This is a genomic window from Rhodococcus cerastii (genome assembly GCF_033042195.1).
Lineage (GTDB): Bacteria > Actinomycetota > Actinomycetes > Mycobacteriales > Mycobacteriaceae > Rhodococcoides.
In genome coordinates this window covers 83,465-99,197 of sequence record NZ_JAWLKF010000012.1, presented here as the reverse complement: position 1 = coordinate 99,197, position 15,733 = coordinate 83,465, and the positions used below count along the sequence as shown (strand labels likewise).

Here is a 15,733-nt window from a genome sequence, read left to right as displayed (position 1 = left end):
TCAGTCCGGGAGCGCGATGTTCCTCGCGGCCACCGCTGCGGCCACTTCCTCCGGGAGAATGTTTCTGAACAGGAACAGGTCTCGACCCAACACCCATTCCGGTGCGAGTGCAGCCGAGTAGCGCTCGAAGTAGCCGAGCTGCTTGCCGAACAACACCAGTTCCTCCGGTGTCGCGATACCCCAGCGCCTGCCTGTCTCGACCAGAGACGCGACGAGTTTGCTCAGGTCGACGCGGGCGGCTCCTCTACCCAGAATCGGCTCGAACAACTTCCTCAGCTGCAGACCGATCAGCTTGTCGCCCAGAGTTGTTCCCTCGGTGATGCCGAGCATGCGGATGCGTCGCGCAGCTTCGGTGTAGTTGCCGTCGAACAGGGAGGCACGGAACATCTCGCGAAGTACCTCGCGCCACTGCTCGGGTAGTTCCCCGACGATTCCGAAGTCCAGGAATCCCACCCGTCCGTCGTCCAGTGCCCACAGATTGCCGGCATGTACATCACCGTGGAAGGGGCCGTGCAGCACAACGGCTTCCAGCCATACCTTGACGCCGCGACGCAACTGCAGCTCGGAATCGAGCCCGGCGAGATCGCCCGGCGTGATACGGCCCACCGGGGTTCCTCGAACTCGTTCCATGCAGATCACCCGAGGTCCGCAATGGCTCCAGTAGATGTCCGGAACCATCACGTGAGAATTGTCTCCGAAGACATACAGGTTGTCGCGAAAGCGTTGCTGACGCAATGCTTCTGCTGCGCTGTCGAGTTCCTGGGCCGTCAACTCGTCGAGGTCACGGACAACGGCCGTCGCGTTGGCGATGCGGAAGACCTCGAAGAACCTCTCCAACAACGACGCACCGGTGAAGGCCACCCGTAGATCGACTCGCATGCGACGACGGATTTCGGGCCGCTGCACTTTGACGACCGCCTCGCGCCCGTCGGGTAGCACGCAGGCGTGGACCTGCGCCACGGATGCGGCCGAGAGCGGCACGTCGTCGAACGAGGTGAACAGTTCCGCGATACTGCCACCCAGGTCGCGTTCGATCACACGGCGAGCCTTGTGGGCCGGGACGGGTGGCACACCGTCGAGCAAGCGCAGACACGCATCGGCAAGAACCGGGGGGAACACACCGGGCGACGACGCCATGAGTTGTCCCAGTTTGACGAACGTCGGCCCCAGCGCCTCGAATCCTTTGACCACACCCTCGGCTAGGGAGACCGTGAAGCGACGGCGTTTGGCGAGCCAGGACACCGGCCAGCGAACGACGGCGATCGCTGCGGCAGCCAGGAGTACCACGGTGATCCACGCGGCCCGGCCCAACTCTTCGAGTCCGAAATGTGTGAGGTCGGGATACGCGATGTCGAGGGCCTCGGTAGGCGCTCCGTCGGAGTCGGTGTCACGGCCCATCGCATCGGGCATCAGCGGTCGAACACCGCACGGAGCGACTGGGATTCGGGCACGGACTGGCACGCCAATCGAACCCCGTGTTCGAGCTCGTGCTCGTCGAGTGTCTCGTTGGCGAGCATGGTCACAGTGCCCTCGGTGAGTGTGTACGCGCATCCGCCGCAGGTCCCTTCGCGGCACACGTACGGCGGATCGAGACCGAGTTCGAGGAGCCGGTCGAGAAGCTTGGTGCCGGAATTCCAGGCGAATTCGGTCTCTGTTCCGTCGATCTCGACCTGAGCGGCGACGGACTGTGCGTCCGATTCGTGAGCCGACGTGGTGTTTTCGCTCCGGAACGGATTGGAGTCGAAGGAGGAGAACACTTCTCGATGCGTTCTGCGTGCGACCGTGCCGGTGCGGCCGAGCCACTCCTCGGCGACGTTCATGTACTGCGTTGGGCCGCAGAGGAAGGCCTCGCACTCCGGCGGAACGGCCGCATTCATCGTGGCCAGCCCTGCAGCAGTGGGCAATCCCGAGTCCGACGTGTACCAGTGATGCACGTCGAGTCGATCGGGAAAACGAGACCGAAGTTCGGTCAGCTGTTCCGCGAAGATCACCGAGTCGCTGTTCTGGTTGGCATAGACGAGGGTGACGCGGTTCTCGTGCCGCAACAGTGCGGTTTTGATGATGGACATGATCGGGGTGATGCCGCTACCGGCGGCCAGAAGTACGAAATCGACGTCCCAGTTCTCCGGGCCGAACATGCCCGACGGCTTCAGCGCCTTCAGTCGCATCCCCCGAACTGCGTTGTCGTGCAACCAGTGTGACGCGAGCCCGTCCCGGATTCGTTTCACGGTCACGGTGGGAAACGGGTCGCGTACCGGGGAGCTCGAGAAGGAATAACAGCGGGCCACCGATCCGCCTTCGGTGCAGGGGATCTCCAGGGTGAGGAACTGTCCCGGCGCGTATCGAAAGTGTGTCTCCGCGTGCTCGGGGACCGCGAATCCGAGCGAGACGGCGTCCTCGGTCTCGTGGGTCACCTCGGCAATTTCCAACTCGAAGATTCCCGCCTCGGGATTACTGGTCGACGTACCGAGGTTTGCCGGTGGTGCGCTCCTGAACATCGTCACTTGTTCCCTCTTTCGGGCTCGTTGCGTGTCGGTCGTCACTGTCGCACACTTCGCCACCAATTAATAGGCCATTGACAAATGGCGAATAGCGGGTGAAGGTGACGAGGTGACTTCGACCACGAACGACCACTACCTGCCGCGCGGCGCATTCGGTGCCGGGTCTCGGCGAACCCGACTGGCAGCGTTGATGACTCGGCTGACGCTGCGCCCGATGACGAACCTGCTTCCGACGTCCCGCAGCGGCATCGAGTTCTCCCGACGCCTCGTCGCTACGTCGATGAACCTCTTCGGTCCGGTGCCGAAGGGGACGAGAGTGGACATCGTGGGCGACGGCCCGGTGCGCGGCGAATGGGTGCGAGCGCCCGGACTGACCCCTGGGCCCCGGGTGATTCTCTACATCCACGGCAGCGCGTACGTCATCTGTTCGGCACGGACGCATCGTGGTCTGACCGCGCGGTTGTCCTCCGCGACCGGCCTGCCGGTGTTCACGGTCGACTACCGGTTGGCCCCGGAACACCCGTTTCCCGCCGCCGCCGACGACCTCGAATCCGCGTACCGCTGGCTACTCGGCCAGGGGTACACCGCTGCGAACATCGTCATCGCCGGGGACTCGGCCGGCGGCCACCTCGCTGCCGACCTGCTCATCGAGAACGACCGGACCGGGACGCCGCAGCCGGGGGCGATGGTGCTGTTCTCACCGCTGATCGACCTCGACTTCGAGCTGTCGGCCCGGATGGAGCGCACGCGCAAGGACCCGATGATCTCGGCGAAGGCAGCGCGAGGGCTCGTGGCGCTGTACACCGAGGGCCACGACGCCGATCTGCCGCGACTGCGGCTCGATCTCGCACTCGCACGTGACCTGCCACCCACGCTGATCCAAGTGGGTGGAGCCGAGATGCTGCGAGGTGATGCGCGGCGGATGCACGCGATGATCGATGGGGCCGGGGGACGAAGCGAACTCGAGATCTGGCCCGACCAGATGCACGTGTTCCAAGCTCTCCCCAGATTGATTCCCGAGGCCGGCCACGCGCTCGAGCATGCCGCCGAATTCATCGCGCATGCACTCGACAATCCAGTTGTACAACATGATTCGAAGGAAAAGGTAAGTCGATGAGAAGCAAGAACGGAAAACCCTCGTACGGGTCGAGAGCGGTAGTGACCGGCGCGGGCAGCGGCATCGGCCGGGCGTTCGCACTCGAACTGGCTCGTCGCGGAGGAGCCGTCATGTGCGCCGACATCTCTCTGCCGCGAGCGCAGGAGACGGTAGCGATGGTGAACGCCCTCGGTGCCACCGGATACGCCGTCGAGTGCGATGTGTCGATACGCGAGAACGTCGAGGAGTTGGCCCTGCGCGCCGGCATCGAATTCGACGGACCGACGACGGTGCTGATCAACAACGCCGGCGTCGGGATCGGTGGAAAGCCCGTCGGAGACATCGGTTTCGAGGACTGGAACTGGGCCTTGGGGATCAACCTCTGGGGAGTGATCCACGGCTGTGAGGTGTTCACGCCTGCGCTGCGGGCCGCCGGTGAGGGCGGAATCATCAACGTCGCGTCCGCCGCAGGCTTTGCCGCCGCGCCTCTGATGGGTCCGTACAACGTCGGCAAGGCGGCCGTGATGTCGCTGTCGGAAACGATGGCGGCGGAACTGTCGGGTACCGGCGTGCGCATCTCGGTTCTGTGCCCCACGTTCGTCAAGACCAACGTGGCCGTCGACGGCCGCATCACCGCGAGTTCGTCCCGGCTGGCCGAGATGGCCATGCGCTGGACCGGACGCTCACCGGACAAGATCGCTGCCCGAACACTCGATGCTTTCGACAGGGGTCGGCTCTACGTCGTCCCCCAGTTCGACGCCAAGGCCGTATGGCGATTCAAGAGACTGCTGCCCGCGGTGTACGTGCGTTTCCTCGGGTTGCTCAATCGGGTGATGCCCGCCGACCAGGACACGGCGAAGAACGAATCCCTCACTACTACAACCACAGGAGCCTGACATGGCAATGGACTTCGAAGACATGCTGACCAAGATCAAGGACCGTCAGTGGGCGTTGGCGGACATCGATTGGGACGGCCCGGGAGCCGAGACCATCAGCCCCGAACTGCATGCCAAACTCAAGCCCTTCATGTCCGATCTGATGTGGATCGAGAACGTGGGCGCTCGCGGCTTCGCCGCCATGGCGCTCAAGGCACCGAACGAGACGCTGGCGGAGATCTACCGCTACTTCCACGCCGAGGAGCAGAAGCACGCCAACGCCGAGCTCGCTCTGATGCGGCGGTGGGGGATGCTCGACGGTGACCAGATGCCCGAACCGAACATCAACGTCAAGCTCGTCATCGACTGGCTGGACAAGCACTCGGACGGACTGTCACTGGCCGTACTGGGCACCGTCATTCCGATGCTCGAGGTCGCGCTGGACGGTGCGCTCGTGAAGTTCATCATGGACGAGATCGACGACCCGGTGTGTCAGGCGGTGTTCAAGAAGATCAACTCCGACGAATCACGGCATCTTGCAGTCGATTTCGCGGTAATCGAGCTGCTCGGGCATTCGCGTATGCGCAAGATTCTGGTCGACACCGTCGGCGCGTGGATGAACCCGGCACTCATCGTCGGAACGCTGCGGTACATCCCGCTGCTGAACAAGATGCGCGACAACATCGTCGAGATGGGCGTCGACGAGGAGCGGCTGTACACCGCGATGAAGCGGTTCAAGAGTGTCGGTCAGCGCAATCCCGTTGCGCTGCGGGTTCCCATGTACCGCATTGTGCAATGGCACGGCAGCATCGTGATCAATCGCAAGCACCCGTACCACCTGCTGGCGGACGGCCTGGTGAAACTCACGCGCCGGTACCCCACGAAGACTCTCAATTCCGAGCCGACCTGGGCCAAGGAACTGACCTACGAGCCCGTCGCATGAGCGAGTTCGATGTGCGCGACGGTGTACTCGATGCTGTGATCGTCGGCGCAGGGTTCGCCGGAATCGGTACTGCTATCCGACTGCGCAACAAAGGTATCGACAACTTCGTCATCCTCGAACGCGGAAGCGCAGTCGGAGGAACCTGGCGAGACAACACTTATCCGGGCGCCGCCTGCGACATCCCGTCCAGGTTGTACTCATACAGTTTCGCGCCCAACCCCAACTGGTCGCACACCTATTCCGGTAGCGGTGAGATTCTCGAGTACATCCACACGATGGTGGGGGAGTTCGACATCGAGTCGCGTATTCGATTCGGCCACAACGTCATCGACATCATCTGGAACGAGGCGGCCGGGCATTGGCACCTGAGCATCGACGGGCACGCCGACGTTCGGGCGCGCACGGTGGTGATGGCGTCGGGGCCGCTCGCCAATGCCAGTCTGCCGAACATTCGGGGCATCGACACCTACGAGGGACACAAGATCCACAGTGCTCGGTGGGACCACGACTACGACTTCGAGGGAAAGAAGATCGCGGTGGTCGGAACCGGGGCGAGCGCGGTGCAGATCGTTCCGGAACTGGTGAAGGTCGCCGATACGGTCAAGGTGTTCCAGCGCACGCCGGGCTGGACGCTGCCCAGAATGAACCGAAAGACACAGGGCAGCACCAAGCGTCGGTACGCCCGATATCCGCAGGCCCAGACCCTGGCGCGTTCGCTGTGGTTCTGGGGCCACGAGTCCGTCGCCCTCGGAGTCGTCTGGAAGACGCCGCTGACGCGCATCGTCGAACTGGTCGGTCGCGCGCATCTGCGTCGTCAGGTTCGCGATCCGTGGCTGCGGCGTCAGCTGACTCCTCGGTTCAGAGCCGGCTGCAAGCGACTGCTGATGACCAGCGACTACTACCCGGCATTGCAGAAGCCGAACTGTACGTTGGTGACGTGGCCGATCGCAACGCTCTCGCCCAGGGGAATTCGGACCGTGGAAGGCGTCGAGCATCAATTCGACGCCATCGTGTTCGCCACCGGATTCGACGTCTCCAACACCGGAACCCCCATCCCGATCACCGGGCGCGACGGCCGTGTGCTGGCCGACGAGTGGAGCGCAGGGGCCAAGGCGTACAAGAGCATTGCCGTATCGGGCTACCCGAACATGTACTTCACCTTCGGCCCGAACTCCGGGCCGGGACACAGCTCGGCCCTGGTGTACATGGAGGCCCAGATCGACTACCTCGTCGAGGCCATCTCCCTGGTGCTCGACGGCAACCTGCACAGCGCCGATGTGCGCCAGGACGTTCAGGATGCCTACAACGAGGAGATGCAGCGCAAACTCGCCAAGACGACCTGGAATTCCGGTTGCAGCAGCTGGTATCTCACTGAGGACGGCTTCAACGCCACCATGTTCCCCGGTTTCGCCACCCAGTACGTCAACCAGCTCAGAAGCGTCGAGCAGGGCGATTTCACCATGACTCCGCGCCGCGTCGAACGGCCGCGAGAACCGCTGCGGGTGCACGAGAGCACGCTTCCGTTGCGATGACGTTCGGCTTCGGGTCCGCCTTCCGCCGCGTGGTCGACGTATATCCTGTGGGTCGACGCGCGGCGGAGGTAGGGAGATCGGTGGAGTATCGAATCGACGACTTGGCCCGAGAGGCCAAGACGACCACTCGCAATGTGCGGGCGTACCAGGAACGCGGACTGCTTCCGCCGCCCACGCTCCGCGGTCGCGTCGGTATCTACGACGACGATCACCTGACTCGACTCAAGGTGATCGACTCGCTGCTGCAACGAGGGTTCACCTCGGCGCACATCGCGGATTTCCTCTCGGGCTGGGAGCAGGGCAAGGACCTGGAAGAAATCCTCGGCCTGCAGGAAATCGTGACCCGCAAGTGGTCGTCGGCCGAGACCACGGTCATCCCCGTCGAACTGATTGCGCAATTTCTCGGTGAGGACAACGACGACATCGTTGCCCGACTCATCGAAGCGAAACTGATCAGAATCGACGGAGATCAGGCCGAGATACTCGATCCCACTCTCCTCGAGGTGTTCGTCGATCTCAGCCAGTACGGCTTCACCCTGGAGCAACTGCTCGACCAGCACGAGCGAACCGCATCGAAGATGAACGCCATCGCCGAATCGATGGTGGGGAGCGTGACCGACCATCTGGCCGCGAAACACGGTCCGGGATGGCTCCCCAAGTCGGGGGAGGTAGCCGAGACCACCGAGATGTTCGAGAAGATGCGCAGCCTGGCGATGAAATCGGCACAGGCGGAGCTGGCGCGTGCCCTCGATCGCGTCCAGGAACAGGCACTGAGTGACTACCTGTCGCAGACACTGTCCAGGCGGAGCGAATGACCGCGGTTTGAACACTGCGACAATCGGACATACGTCACTCTCGACAGCCGAACGGCGGCTGACCGCCTTAGGGGGCACCATGAGATTCGTTACGTTGATCGTTCTGGTCTGGCTCATCATCGGCGCATTCGCGTCGTACCAACGTGGATACTTCGAGAGCGCACCCGAGAACTGCGGCGGAGCGGGCACCATCGCCCTCACTGTCGTCGCAGGACCGCTCAACTACTTCGGTATCAACCCCGAGGTCACCGACTGCAACGTCACTGTGCCTCAGCCCAGTGAGTGATCCGAGTCTCTGACCGCGCGCCCGCGGTGCACCTTCCCTAACCTGGTGAGGTGTTCCGCGGACGTCTGTTGCTGTTTCTGGCCTTCGCGATCCCGGTTGTCCTGGTGTCTGCGATCGGTGTCGGCGGCTACGTCGCGTTCACGAAGGCCCGCGTCGATCCGATGACCACGGCCGACGCCATCGTCGTACTGGGCGGCGAACACGACGGCCGCGAGGCCTACGGCATCTCGCTCGCCGAGCAGGGTCTGGCGAAGACGGTGGTGCTCTCCGATCCCTACGGGTCCGGTGATTCGACGATGAAGAAGGCGTGCGCCGCATCGTCACAGAAGTTCGAGGTGCTGTGCATTCCACCCGTTCCGTCGACCACGCGGGGAGAGGCGATCTTCACCCAGGAACTCGCCCGCGAACGGGGCTGGAACCACGTCATCGTCGTCACCTGGCGCTACCACCTACCGCGCGCCCGCTACATCTTCGATCAATGCTTCGACGGCACCGTCACCATGCGTCCGACGCCACGCTCCTACGACTTCTCGCTCGTCGAGTGGGAATTCACCTACCTCTATCAGATCGCGGGATTCGTCAAGGCCGGAGTGCAGGGGCCGTGCGAGGACTCGACGAGCGACTGACGGATCCGAGTCAGAAAATTTTGTGATAGAGCGTGATGCCGGACTTCCACGCCAGGAAGCCGAACATCACCGCGGCGACACCGCCCACCACATTCGCAGCGAAGAACGTTGCAGCGCTGCGATACTGCTGGGTTCGAGTGAGCCGGAGCGTAGCCAGCACCACCGTGGCCATCGGAGCCACCGACGCCAGAAATCCGACGGCCACCAGCGAACGAAACCGGTCCGGGGGATCGAGAGCGAACACCAATCCCAACGCCGCGCACGCCACCAGATTGAGTGCGGACAACCGTCGCCGAGACCTGATCGCGTGCGCGAACACGAACTGCCCGAGCGCAGCGAGTCCGCCACCGGCGGCCACCAGGAGCATCGTCGTCATCGTGTGCTGCCCGGCCTGGGCCTGGTGATCGCCGCACCGAGTGCCATTGCCACGAGCGCCGCCACCGGTGTGGCCAGCAGGTAGACAATCGAATTCCAGGCACCGCGATGCGTTACGGCGTGGAATGCGTACAGGCTGAAGGTGGTGAACCCGCACGCCAGCCCGAACACTCCTGCTCGGGCAATCGGAGCCGGACGACCCCAGAGGTATCCCAACGCCGCACCGACGACGAGACATCCGAACACGTTGACTCCGAACGTGCTCACCAGCAGCCACCTCGGCGATGCGCGCCATGTCCAGACCTCGTACCGCAACGCCGCACCGACCGCGCCGCCGACCGTGACGGCAACATATTCGCCGACCGAACGACGGCGAGATCCGCGACGGTTCACGTCAATGCTGTCCCTCGATCACCGAAGCGAGCCTAACGGGAGTCGGGCCACTCGGCTGAGTGGAAGAAAGTCTGCCAGGGTGCGCCGAGGTAAAGTCTTCGTGTGACTGCGGACGACACGGGCCTCGGGCCCCAGCACTTCGATGTGATTGTGGAATGGCGTGATCAGGACGTGGTTCTTGCAGTGTCCGGTGAACTGGATCTGGTGACCGCTCCTGATCTGTCCGAGTCGGTTGCTCTCGTGCTCGAGAAATCGCCGACGGCTGTGGTGATCGACCTCAGCGATGTGGGATTTCTCGCCTCCGCGGGCATGTCTCTGTTGGCGTCGACGCATCAGCAGCTCGGCGGCGAGGCCGGGTTTGCGGTGGTCGCGGATGGTCCGGCCACCGGTCGTCCCCTCACTCTCGTCGGTTTGGACGAGGTGTTCGGAATCTATGCAACGGTCGACGAAGCATTCGTTGCAATTCATGCGGGTAGATCCTGAACTTTTGGGTAGACGGGATTCATGATGGCGACTCTCTTCGGAGGTGACGACTCACGTACCGACAGTTCGATCTCGACGGCAGGTGCGCGAATGGAAGAACTGCTGTTCACCGGCGAACCTGCCGATGCGGATCGAGCGTCGGAGCTTCGTCGTGAGCTCGGTGACTGGTTGGGCACTGTGGGCGTCGACCCCGATCGTGCATACGACGTGGTGCTGGCCACGTACGAGGCGATAGCGAACAGCGTCGAGCACGCGTATCGAGACCACACCGATCGCGGAACACTCGACATTCGGGTCTCGTGTGCCGCGGAGGGTCGAATAGAAGTGAAGGTGACCGATCGCGGGGACTGGGCGTCGCACAATTCCGATCCCAATCGCGGGCGAGGGGTGCCGCTCATGCGGGCGCTGGCCGACAGTGCCGCCGTCACCTCGGACCAGAACGGTACGACCGTGCACATGATCTGGGACGCGATCTAGACCGACCCTTCCATCCGGCACACTGGTGCCATGGTCGACGTGCAGATCGCTACCGCAGAGAAGAAGAAGATCACGGTCCCGAATCTGCGCGTGCTGTGGCAGTTCGTCCGGCCGCACCGTCGGACCCTTGTCCTGGGCCTGACACTCGGCCTGATCGGCACCGGAGCAGCGCTGGCGACGCCGATGGTCGCCAAAGGAGTGCTCGACGGCCTCGGCACCGACGCATCCCTGATCCAGCCGGTGCTGATCCTGGTGGGTCTGCTGGTTGTGGGTTCGCTGGTGCTGTATCTGCAATGGATCGTGCTGGGGGTCCTGGCCGAACGCGTGGTCCTGGACGCCCGTAAATCCATCGTGCGCAAGTACTTCGGTGCCACGGTGGGAAGTCTGGGAACTCGGCCCACCGGAGAACTCGTCACCCGGGTCACCTCCGATACCGTTCTGCTCCGCGAGGCCACGTCGAACGCGTTGGTGGCCATAGTCAACAGTGTGGTCGGCCTCGTCGGCGCACTGATTCTCATGGCCGTGCTCGATCTGGTGCTGCTCGGCGCGATCGCCTCGGCCATCATTGCGATCGCGGTGCTGTTCGCGCGCCTGATGCCTCCGATCGCCGTCGCGCAGCGGCAATCCCAGGAAGCGGTGGGCCGCCTCGGCGGAATTCTCGACGGCACGCTGCGGGCCATTCGTACCGTCAAGTCCAGCAGGGCCGAGGCCCGCGAATCGGAGCGAGTCATCTCCGAGGCGCGAATCTCCGCCCAGCACAGCGTCCGGGCGGTCAAGATCTCCGCGTTGGCATGGACGTTCGCCGGGGGCGGAGTACAGCTGGCGATCATCGGAATCCTCGGTCTCGGCGGCTATCGCGTCAGTACCGGGGCATTGGCCGTGTCCAGCCTGATCGCGTTTCTGTTGTACGCATTCCAGGTGATGGGACCGGTGTCCACGCTGGCCACGAACATCACCGCACTGCAGGCCGGAATGGCCGCGGCTGCCCGTATTCGCCAGATCGACGATCTGGTCACCGAAAAAGGTGAGACGGGTTCGACACGGTCGGCGAAGAGCGAAGCGCCCGCTCCGGCTCTCGAATTCCGCAGCGTCACAGCCCGATACGCACCGGGTAGGGAGCCGGCCGTGCGCGGAATCGACCTCGAGGTGCCCGCGCGTGGACACACCGCGATCGTCGGACCGTCGGGAGCGGGCAAGACCAGCGTCTTCTCCTTGATCCTGCGCTTCCTGACGCCCGAGGCCGGCGAAATCAGGCTCGGCGGAATTCCGTACGACGAGCTGACCATCGACGAGGTGCGAGCCCGGTTGTCCTACGTGGAGCAGGAGACGCCGGTGCTCCCCGGCTCGATCCGCGAGAACCTACTGTTCAGCCATCCCGATGCCGGCGAAGCCGACATCTGGGCGGCGCTCGAGTCGGTGCATCTGGACTCGGCGATCCGCGCGCTGGACGAAGGACTGGACACCGACCTGATCGGATCGACCGTCTCCGGTGGACAGCGTCAACGAATTGCGTTGGCCAGGGCCATCGTTCGACGTCCGGAAATTCTCCTGCTCGACGAGGCAACCGCTCAGGTCGACGGCCGCACCGAGGCGGCAATCCACGAGGTGATCCGATCGATCGCGATCGACTCCGCTGTGGTGACCATCGCGCACAGGTTGTCCACCGTGCTCGACGCCGACACGATCCTCGTGATGGAGGACGGAGTGGTCCGCGCCAGGGGCACGCACTCCGAGCTCATGAACACCGACTCGCTCTACCGAGAATTGGTGGCCGCGTTGCGAATCGGTGACAACACGGCGCTGACGAAGCCCGGCTGACGACCCTCGGCCGGTGCCTAGCGCCCGGAGTCGGATTCGGATTCGGTGGTGCTGCTCTCGTCGTCGGAATCGTCCGAATTTTCCGCGGAGGTGGTGGTGGTCGTTCGATCCGAGGACGGGGTTCGGCGCGGGCTTCGCGTCGTGGTCTCGGACCGATCCGGAGTGGTCGTCGTGGGACGAGCAGTGGTGGGTACCGCGACCTGCCAGGTGGGCGAGGGCGGCACGATGACGATCGTCGACGTCGGTGTCGTCTCGACCGAACTCAGACTGTCCGACTTCAGAGCGGGCGGACGAACGGTCTGGCTCGTGTCGTCGAACGCGCCACCGAGAGCACCGATGGTCAAGCCGACTGCGACTGCCACTCCGGCGCTCGCCACTGCTGCCGACGCGATGACCTTGTCGCGCATGCACAGACCCTAACGCCGTGGCCGGACCCGGATGGTCGGCAATGATGCGAGAACGTTACCTCAGCGAGCGGGGCGGTGAGAGATGGACGTTCACTGCGTCGACAACCGCAGAACATGGGGCAGCGCCTCCGCGATGGACTCCCCGGCCTGTTCGTACACCGAGTGATCACGCCGGTACGGATCGCCGATGTCGAGTGTGTCGACACGGTGCACCGCCCGTGCGTCGGCCAGGGTCGCGATGGACTGCGCGCCCGATGCGGCGACGAGGCCCGACGCCTCCAGCAGAGTGAAGGTGCGACGCATCTGCCGCGGTGCAAGCGCCAGGACGGCATCGCGATGTGCCGCCGTCATCGTCAGAACGAGGTCGGCGTCGGCAGCGATCGCGGGCGTGAGGCGTCGGGCAACAAAACCGTCCGGGTCACCGCCGAGCTGCGTCAGCACCGTCGCAGCCGTCGGGTCCATGGCGTGTCCGGTCAAGCCCTGCGTTCCGGCGCTGCTCGCGGTCAGCTCGAACCCACCTTCACGCGCGAATGCGGCCGCAAGTCGCTCGGCTGTGGGCGATCGGCAGATGTTCCCGGTGCAGACGAACAGAACGCGCATGGCCGCAACTGTAGTGCTGTGGTCGGGTGCTGCACTGTGCACCACGGGACGCGCTACAGTGAGCCATTGGCAGGGGGATCGAGACTCGTTCGTGACAATGAGTCTCGGCGTGTGTTCACGGGGAAGTCGACCGAAGGCGGGTAATGACCGAAGTTCTCGGTGTGTCGGTGGGGGCCAGTGCAGTGCGCATGGCTCGTCCCGACGCGCGCCCTCAGGATCCGGGTCGCCTCGATTTCCACCACGACACCGTCGACGCCTACTGGGACCGCGCGGAGGAACTGGCCGCCGAATCGATCGGCGTCGTGCTCTCGCAGCCGGGCGACGGTGGGCCGGTGCAAGCAACCGGTGTCGCGTACCGGGACCAGCAGCAGTTCGGCGAGATCCAGCAGGCGATGGCGAGTCAGCGGCTCTACAACTACCGACTGGTTCCCGAGGCGCGAGCAGCGTTGCAGTACCTCGAGGCGTCGGGAGAGCTGGGACACTTCGGCACCATCGCTCTCTACGATCTCGGCAGCTCCGGATTGACGATCAGCGTGATCGATCGCGGTACCGGGCAGGTTCTGCTCGCCGAGCGCACCATCGACATCAGCGGTGACGATTTCGATCGCCTCATCTCGGACAATCAGCTCGCCAAGCAGGGCGTCGACATTGCCGACAATCAGGAACTGAGCGAGTTCACCGCACGGTGCCGCGTGGCCAAGGAGCAGCTGTCGACCAGCGGCGCGGTGTGCCTACCCGGTGACGGCGGCGTGATCCTGATCTCGCGCGAGGCGTTCGAGTCCCTGGTGACCGTTCCCATCGAGTACTCGGCGCGGTTGGTGCGTGACGTGATCGGTCGTTCACCCAAGCACGTCGACGCTCTCTTCCTCATCGGCGGCGGAGCACGCATTCCGCTGGTCGAATCGATTCTCAGTGCGTGGATCGGCCTCCCCGTAGTGACCCCGGCGAACCCGGAATCGGTGGCCGCACGCGGCGCAGCGCTGCTCGCGACCCCGGTGGCCGATGCACCGCGTCAACCGACCCCGCAGCCGGGCGTTCGGCAGTCTCCGTCCGGTCCCGCATCGTTGACCGGGGCTCCGGATTGGTTGAGCCCCGAGCCCGTTGCCGACAAGCCCGCCGATTCCAAGCGCAAGGTGCGCGGTGCCGTGCTCGTCGCAGGTGGCCTCGTTGCTGTCGCTGCGCTCGGGTTGTCCCTCGGGTACGGCGGCAGTTCCACGGAACCGACGAGTGCCCCGGCGGAGACGAGTACGCCTGCCACCGCCGATCCCACGACGCCGAGGACGAGCGCGCCGACTACCACCGCGCCGCCGACCACCACCGTTCCGCCGACCACCGAGGCCGCTCAGGCCCCGGCCCGCACCTACTCCGAGCCGGAATACGTGCCGCCCGTCGCACCCGCGCCCGCGCCCGCCCCGCCGCCGCTGATACCCGGCCTGCCGCAGATCCAGCTGCCCCCGCCACCGGTGATCGAGTTGCCCCGCTTCTAGACACCCGAGGTCAGGGCAGCTGCAACTCCGCGAGAACCGCCAGGTGATCGCTCTCCGGGATCGCCACGGGCTCGACCGACCGGGCGCGGACGTTCTCACTCGTCACCACATGGTCCAAACGCGCGAGCGGACGCTCCGACGGGAACGTGCGGAACAGTCCCGCGCCCGCCCCGTCTGCCGCGTCGGAGAACGGGGACGACGCCAACGTGCGGAACTGCCGATGGTCGTTGGTGGCGTTGAAATCGCCCGCGACGAGCACGGTGCCCTGGTAGGTGTCCATGATCGACCGCATCCGGGCCAGGTCGGCGTCCCACTCGGTGGTGTGGCGCGGCGTGGCAGGAGACATCGCGTGGAACGAGACGACGGTCAGATCCTGCCCGTCGACGGTGGTTTTCGCCTGGACCGGTACGAATCCGAAGTTGTCGAGGCGGGTGCCGTCGGTCAACGGGGTGCGGCTCCACAGCCCGGTGCCATCGGCCACCGGGAGTGCAGCGGTGAAGGAGAACGGCAATAGGTCCTCGATACCCGCGGCCTGTAGATCGGTCACTTCCTCCGGGGTCAGTTCCTGTACCGCGAGAATGTCGACGTCATTGCTGCGCACCGCGTCGACGATGGACTCGGCGTCGGCGTCGCCGTGCGCGACGTTGATCGTCAGGACCGACAGTTCAGGGCCGGTGTTGTCCGGGCCGTCGGCGAGGAACATCGGCACCTGGACGCCGACGACGGCGACGGTGAGCAGTACTGCGACTGCCGACCCGATGCGGGAGCGCGCTGCGGCGAACAGGATCACGGCGATGATCGAGGCGACACCGAGATACGGTGCCCCGACGACGAACGCAACAAAAGTGATCTCCGTCACACCAACCTGGCGAACGAGGAACATTCCGAATACGACAGCGAGCAGAGCCCAGCCGATGACCAGCGCTGCGCTGGACGCGAAACGGCGCATCGCGCTCGTGCCTCCTATTGCGTGCCCGAGTTGGGCATGGATGTGTCAGGTGTTGTCTACACTCGGCATG

The 15,733-nt window shown here is 64.5% G+C and carries 18 protein-coding genes; 11 read left to right on the top strand and 7 right to left on the bottom strand.

Annotated features, from left to right (window positions below):
- The gene (locus tag R3P93_RS19105) at positions 1–1,410 is read right to left on the bottom strand and encodes an ABC1 kinase family protein (RefSeq protein WP_149407398.1); all 1,410 of its coding nucleotides are present in this window, start codon (positions 1,408–1,410) and stop codon (positions 1–3) included.
- On the bottom strand, positions 1,410–2,498 hold the full coding sequence (locus tag R3P93_RS19100) for a ferredoxin--NADP reductase (RefSeq protein WP_317533789.1): 1,089 nt from the start codon (positions 2,496–2,498) through the stop codon (positions 1,410–1,412). The genes R3P93_RS19105 and R3P93_RS19100 overlap by 1 nt, the downstream gene beginning before the upstream one ends.
- A gap of 112 nt (positions 2,499–2,610) precedes the next feature.
- On the opposite strand from R3P93_RS19100, the gene R3P93_RS19095 reads away from it, so the two are divergent.
- From R3P93_RS19095 to R3P93_RS19065, 7 genes are all read left to right on the top strand, one after another.
- The gene (locus R3P93_RS19095) at positions 2,611–3,618 is read left to right on the top strand and encodes an alpha/beta hydrolase (RefSeq protein ID WP_269595007.1); all 1,008 of its coding nucleotides are present in this window, start codon (positions 2,611–2,613) and stop codon (positions 3,616–3,618) included.
- A complete protein-coding gene (locus R3P93_RS19090; protein WP_149407397.1) occupies positions 3,615–4,493 on the top strand; it encodes an SDR family NAD(P)-dependent oxidoreductase in 879 nt (292 codons plus the stop codon). The genes R3P93_RS19095 and R3P93_RS19090 overlap by 4 nt, the downstream gene beginning before the upstream one ends.
- A 1-nt stretch (position 4,494) precedes the next feature.
- Positions 4,495–5,415 (top strand): ferritin-like domain-containing protein, encoded by a 921-nt coding sequence (locus tag R3P93_RS19085; protein WP_149407396.1) that lies wholly within the window; start codon positions 4,495–4,497, stop codon positions 5,413–5,415.
- Positions 5,412–6,947 carry a flavin-containing monooxygenase gene (locus R3P93_RS19080; protein ID WP_149407395.1) on the top strand — a complete coding sequence of 512 codons (1,536 nt, stop codon included), beginning with the start codon at positions 5,412–5,414 and terminating at the stop codon, positions 6,945–6,947. Before R3P93_RS19085 ends, R3P93_RS19080 begins: the two co-directional genes overlap by 4 nt.
- A gap of 80 nt (positions 6,948–7,027) precedes the next feature.
- Positions 7,028–7,762, top strand: coding sequence for a MerR family transcriptional regulator (locus R3P93_RS19075; protein WP_149407394.1), 735 nt, complete (start codon positions 7,028–7,030; stop codon positions 7,760–7,762).
- Between the two features lie 79 nt (positions 7,763–7,841).
- Complete coding sequence (locus R3P93_RS19070; RefSeq protein WP_094640793.1) at positions 7,842–8,048, top strand: hypothetical protein; 207 nt, start codon at positions 7,842–7,844, stop codon at positions 8,046–8,048.
- A gap of 50 nt (positions 8,049–8,098) precedes the next feature.
- Positions 8,099–8,674 (top strand): YdcF family protein, encoded by a 576-nt coding sequence (locus tag R3P93_RS19065; protein WP_317533781.1) that lies wholly within the window; start codon positions 8,099–8,101, stop codon positions 8,672–8,674.
- A 10-nt stretch (positions 8,675–8,684) separates the two neighbouring features.
- Here the strand turns inward: R3P93_RS19065 and R3P93_RS19060 are convergent, their stop codons facing one another.
- Both R3P93_RS19060 and R3P93_RS19055 read right to left on the bottom strand, forming a co-directional pair.
- The gene (locus tag R3P93_RS19060) at positions 8,685–9,050 is read right to left on the bottom strand and encodes a CrcB family protein (protein WP_121871052.1); all 366 of its coding nucleotides are present in this window, start codon (positions 9,048–9,050) and stop codon (positions 8,685–8,687) included.
- Positions 9,047–9,442: a fluoride efflux transporter FluC gene (locus R3P93_RS19055; RefSeq protein WP_259468038.1), complete on the bottom strand. Its 396-nt coding sequence runs from the start codon at positions 9,440–9,442 to the stop codon at positions 9,047–9,049. The genes R3P93_RS19060 and R3P93_RS19055 overlap by 4 nt, the downstream gene beginning before the upstream one ends.
- A gap of 102 nt (positions 9,443–9,544) precedes the next feature.
- Here R3P93_RS19055 and R3P93_RS19050 point away from each other — a divergent pair, with 102 nt between their 5' ends.
- Genes R3P93_RS19050 through R3P93_RS19040 form a run of 3 tightly spaced genes read left to right on the top strand, consistent with a single transcriptional unit; the run spans position 9,545 to position 12,220 of the window.
- Positions 9,545–9,925 carry an STAS domain-containing protein gene (locus R3P93_RS19050; protein WP_374700531.1) on the top strand — a complete coding sequence of 127 codons (381 nt, stop codon included), beginning with the start codon at positions 9,545–9,547 and terminating at the stop codon, positions 9,923–9,925.
- A 21-nt stretch (positions 9,926–9,946) separates the two neighbouring features.
- Positions 9,947–10,402: an ATP-binding protein gene (locus tag R3P93_RS19045; protein ID WP_121871050.1), complete on the top strand. Its 456-nt coding sequence runs from the start codon at positions 9,947–9,949 to the stop codon at positions 10,400–10,402.
- A 30-nt stretch (positions 10,403–10,432) separates the two neighbouring features.
- Positions 10,433–12,220, top strand: coding sequence for an ABC transporter ATP-binding protein (locus R3P93_RS19040; RefSeq protein ID WP_317533780.1), 1,788 nt, complete (start codon positions 10,433–10,435; stop codon positions 12,218–12,220).
- 17 nt (positions 12,221–12,237) lie between these two features.
- On the opposite strand, the gene R3P93_RS19035 is transcribed toward R3P93_RS19040, so the two are convergent.
- Both R3P93_RS19035 and R3P93_RS19030 read right to left on the bottom strand, forming a co-directional pair.
- Positions 12,238–12,627, bottom strand: a complete 390-nt coding sequence (locus tag R3P93_RS19035; RefSeq protein ID WP_317533779.1) for a hypothetical protein — start codon at positions 12,625–12,627, stop codon at positions 12,238–12,240.
- 90 nt (positions 12,628–12,717) lie between these two features.
- Entirely contained in the window at positions 12,718–13,227 is a 510-nt protein-coding gene (locus R3P93_RS19030; protein WP_317533778.1) for an arsenate reductase/protein-tyrosine-phosphatase family protein, read from the bottom strand.
- Between the two features lie 143 nt (positions 13,228–13,370).
- Between R3P93_RS19030 and R3P93_RS19025 the strand changes: the two genes are divergently transcribed.
- Entirely contained in the window at positions 13,371–14,714 is a 1,344-nt protein-coding gene (locus tag R3P93_RS19025; protein ID WP_317533777.1) for an Hsp70 family protein, read from the top strand.
- A 10-nt stretch (positions 14,715–14,724) separates the two neighbouring features.
- Here the strand turns inward: R3P93_RS19025 and R3P93_RS19020 are convergent, their stop codons facing one another.
- On the bottom strand, positions 14,725–15,663 hold the full coding sequence (locus R3P93_RS19020; protein WP_121871046.1) for an endonuclease/exonuclease/phosphatase family protein: 939 nt from the start codon (positions 15,661–15,663) through the stop codon (positions 14,725–14,727).
- Between the last annotated feature and the right edge of the window lie 70 nt (positions 15,664–15,733).

Excerpts from the sequence above, each read along its gene's own strand:
- R3P93_RS19105 (WP_149407398.1), bottom strand. The coding sequence starts at position 1,410 with ATGCCCGATGCGATGGGCCGTGACACCGACTCCGACGGAGCGCCTACC.
- R3P93_RS19100 (WP_317533789.1), bottom strand. The coding sequence starts at position 2,498 with ATGTTCAGGAGCGCACCACCGGCAAACCTCGGTACGTCGACCAGTAAT.
- R3P93_RS19090 (WP_149407397.1), top strand. The coding sequence starts at position 3,615 with ATGAGAAGCAAGAACGGAAAACCCTCGTACGGGTCGAGAGCGGTAGTG.
- R3P93_RS19085 (WP_149407396.1), top strand. The coding sequence starts at position 4,495 with ATGGCAATGGACTTCGAAGACATGCTGACCAAGATCAAGGACCGTCAG.
- R3P93_RS19080 (WP_149407395.1), top strand. The coding sequence starts at position 5,412 with ATGAGCGAGTTCGATGTGCGCGACGGTGTACTCGATGCTGTGATCGTC.
- R3P93_RS19070 (WP_094640793.1), top strand. The coding sequence starts at position 7,842 with ATGAGATTCGTTACGTTGATCGTTCTGGTCTGGCTCATCATCGGCGCA.
- R3P93_RS19060 (WP_121871052.1), bottom strand. The coding sequence starts at position 9,050 with ATGACGACGATGCTCCTGGTGGCCGCCGGTGGCGGACTCGCTGCGCTC.
- R3P93_RS19045 (WP_121871050.1), top strand. The coding sequence starts at position 9,947 with ATGATGGCGACTCTCTTCGGAGGTGACGACTCACGTACCGACAGTTCG.
- R3P93_RS19040 (WP_317533780.1), top strand. The coding sequence starts at position 10,433 with ATGGTCGACGTGCAGATCGCTACCGCAGAGAAGAAGAAGATCACGGTC.
- R3P93_RS19035 (WP_317533779.1), bottom strand. The coding sequence starts at position 12,627 with ATGCGCGACAAGGTCATCGCGTCGGCAGCAGTGGCGAGCGCCGGAGTG.
- R3P93_RS19030 (WP_317533778.1), bottom strand. The coding sequence starts at position 13,227 with ATGCGCGTTCTGTTCGTCTGCACCGGGAACATCTGCCGATCGCCCACA.
- R3P93_RS19025 (WP_317533777.1), top strand. The coding sequence starts at position 13,371 with ATGACCGAAGTTCTCGGTGTGTCGGTGGGGGCCAGTGCAGTGCGCATG.
- R3P93_RS19020 (WP_121871046.1), bottom strand. The coding sequence starts at position 15,663 with ATGCGCCGTTTCGCGTCCAGCGCAGCGCTGGTCATCGGCTGGGCTCTG.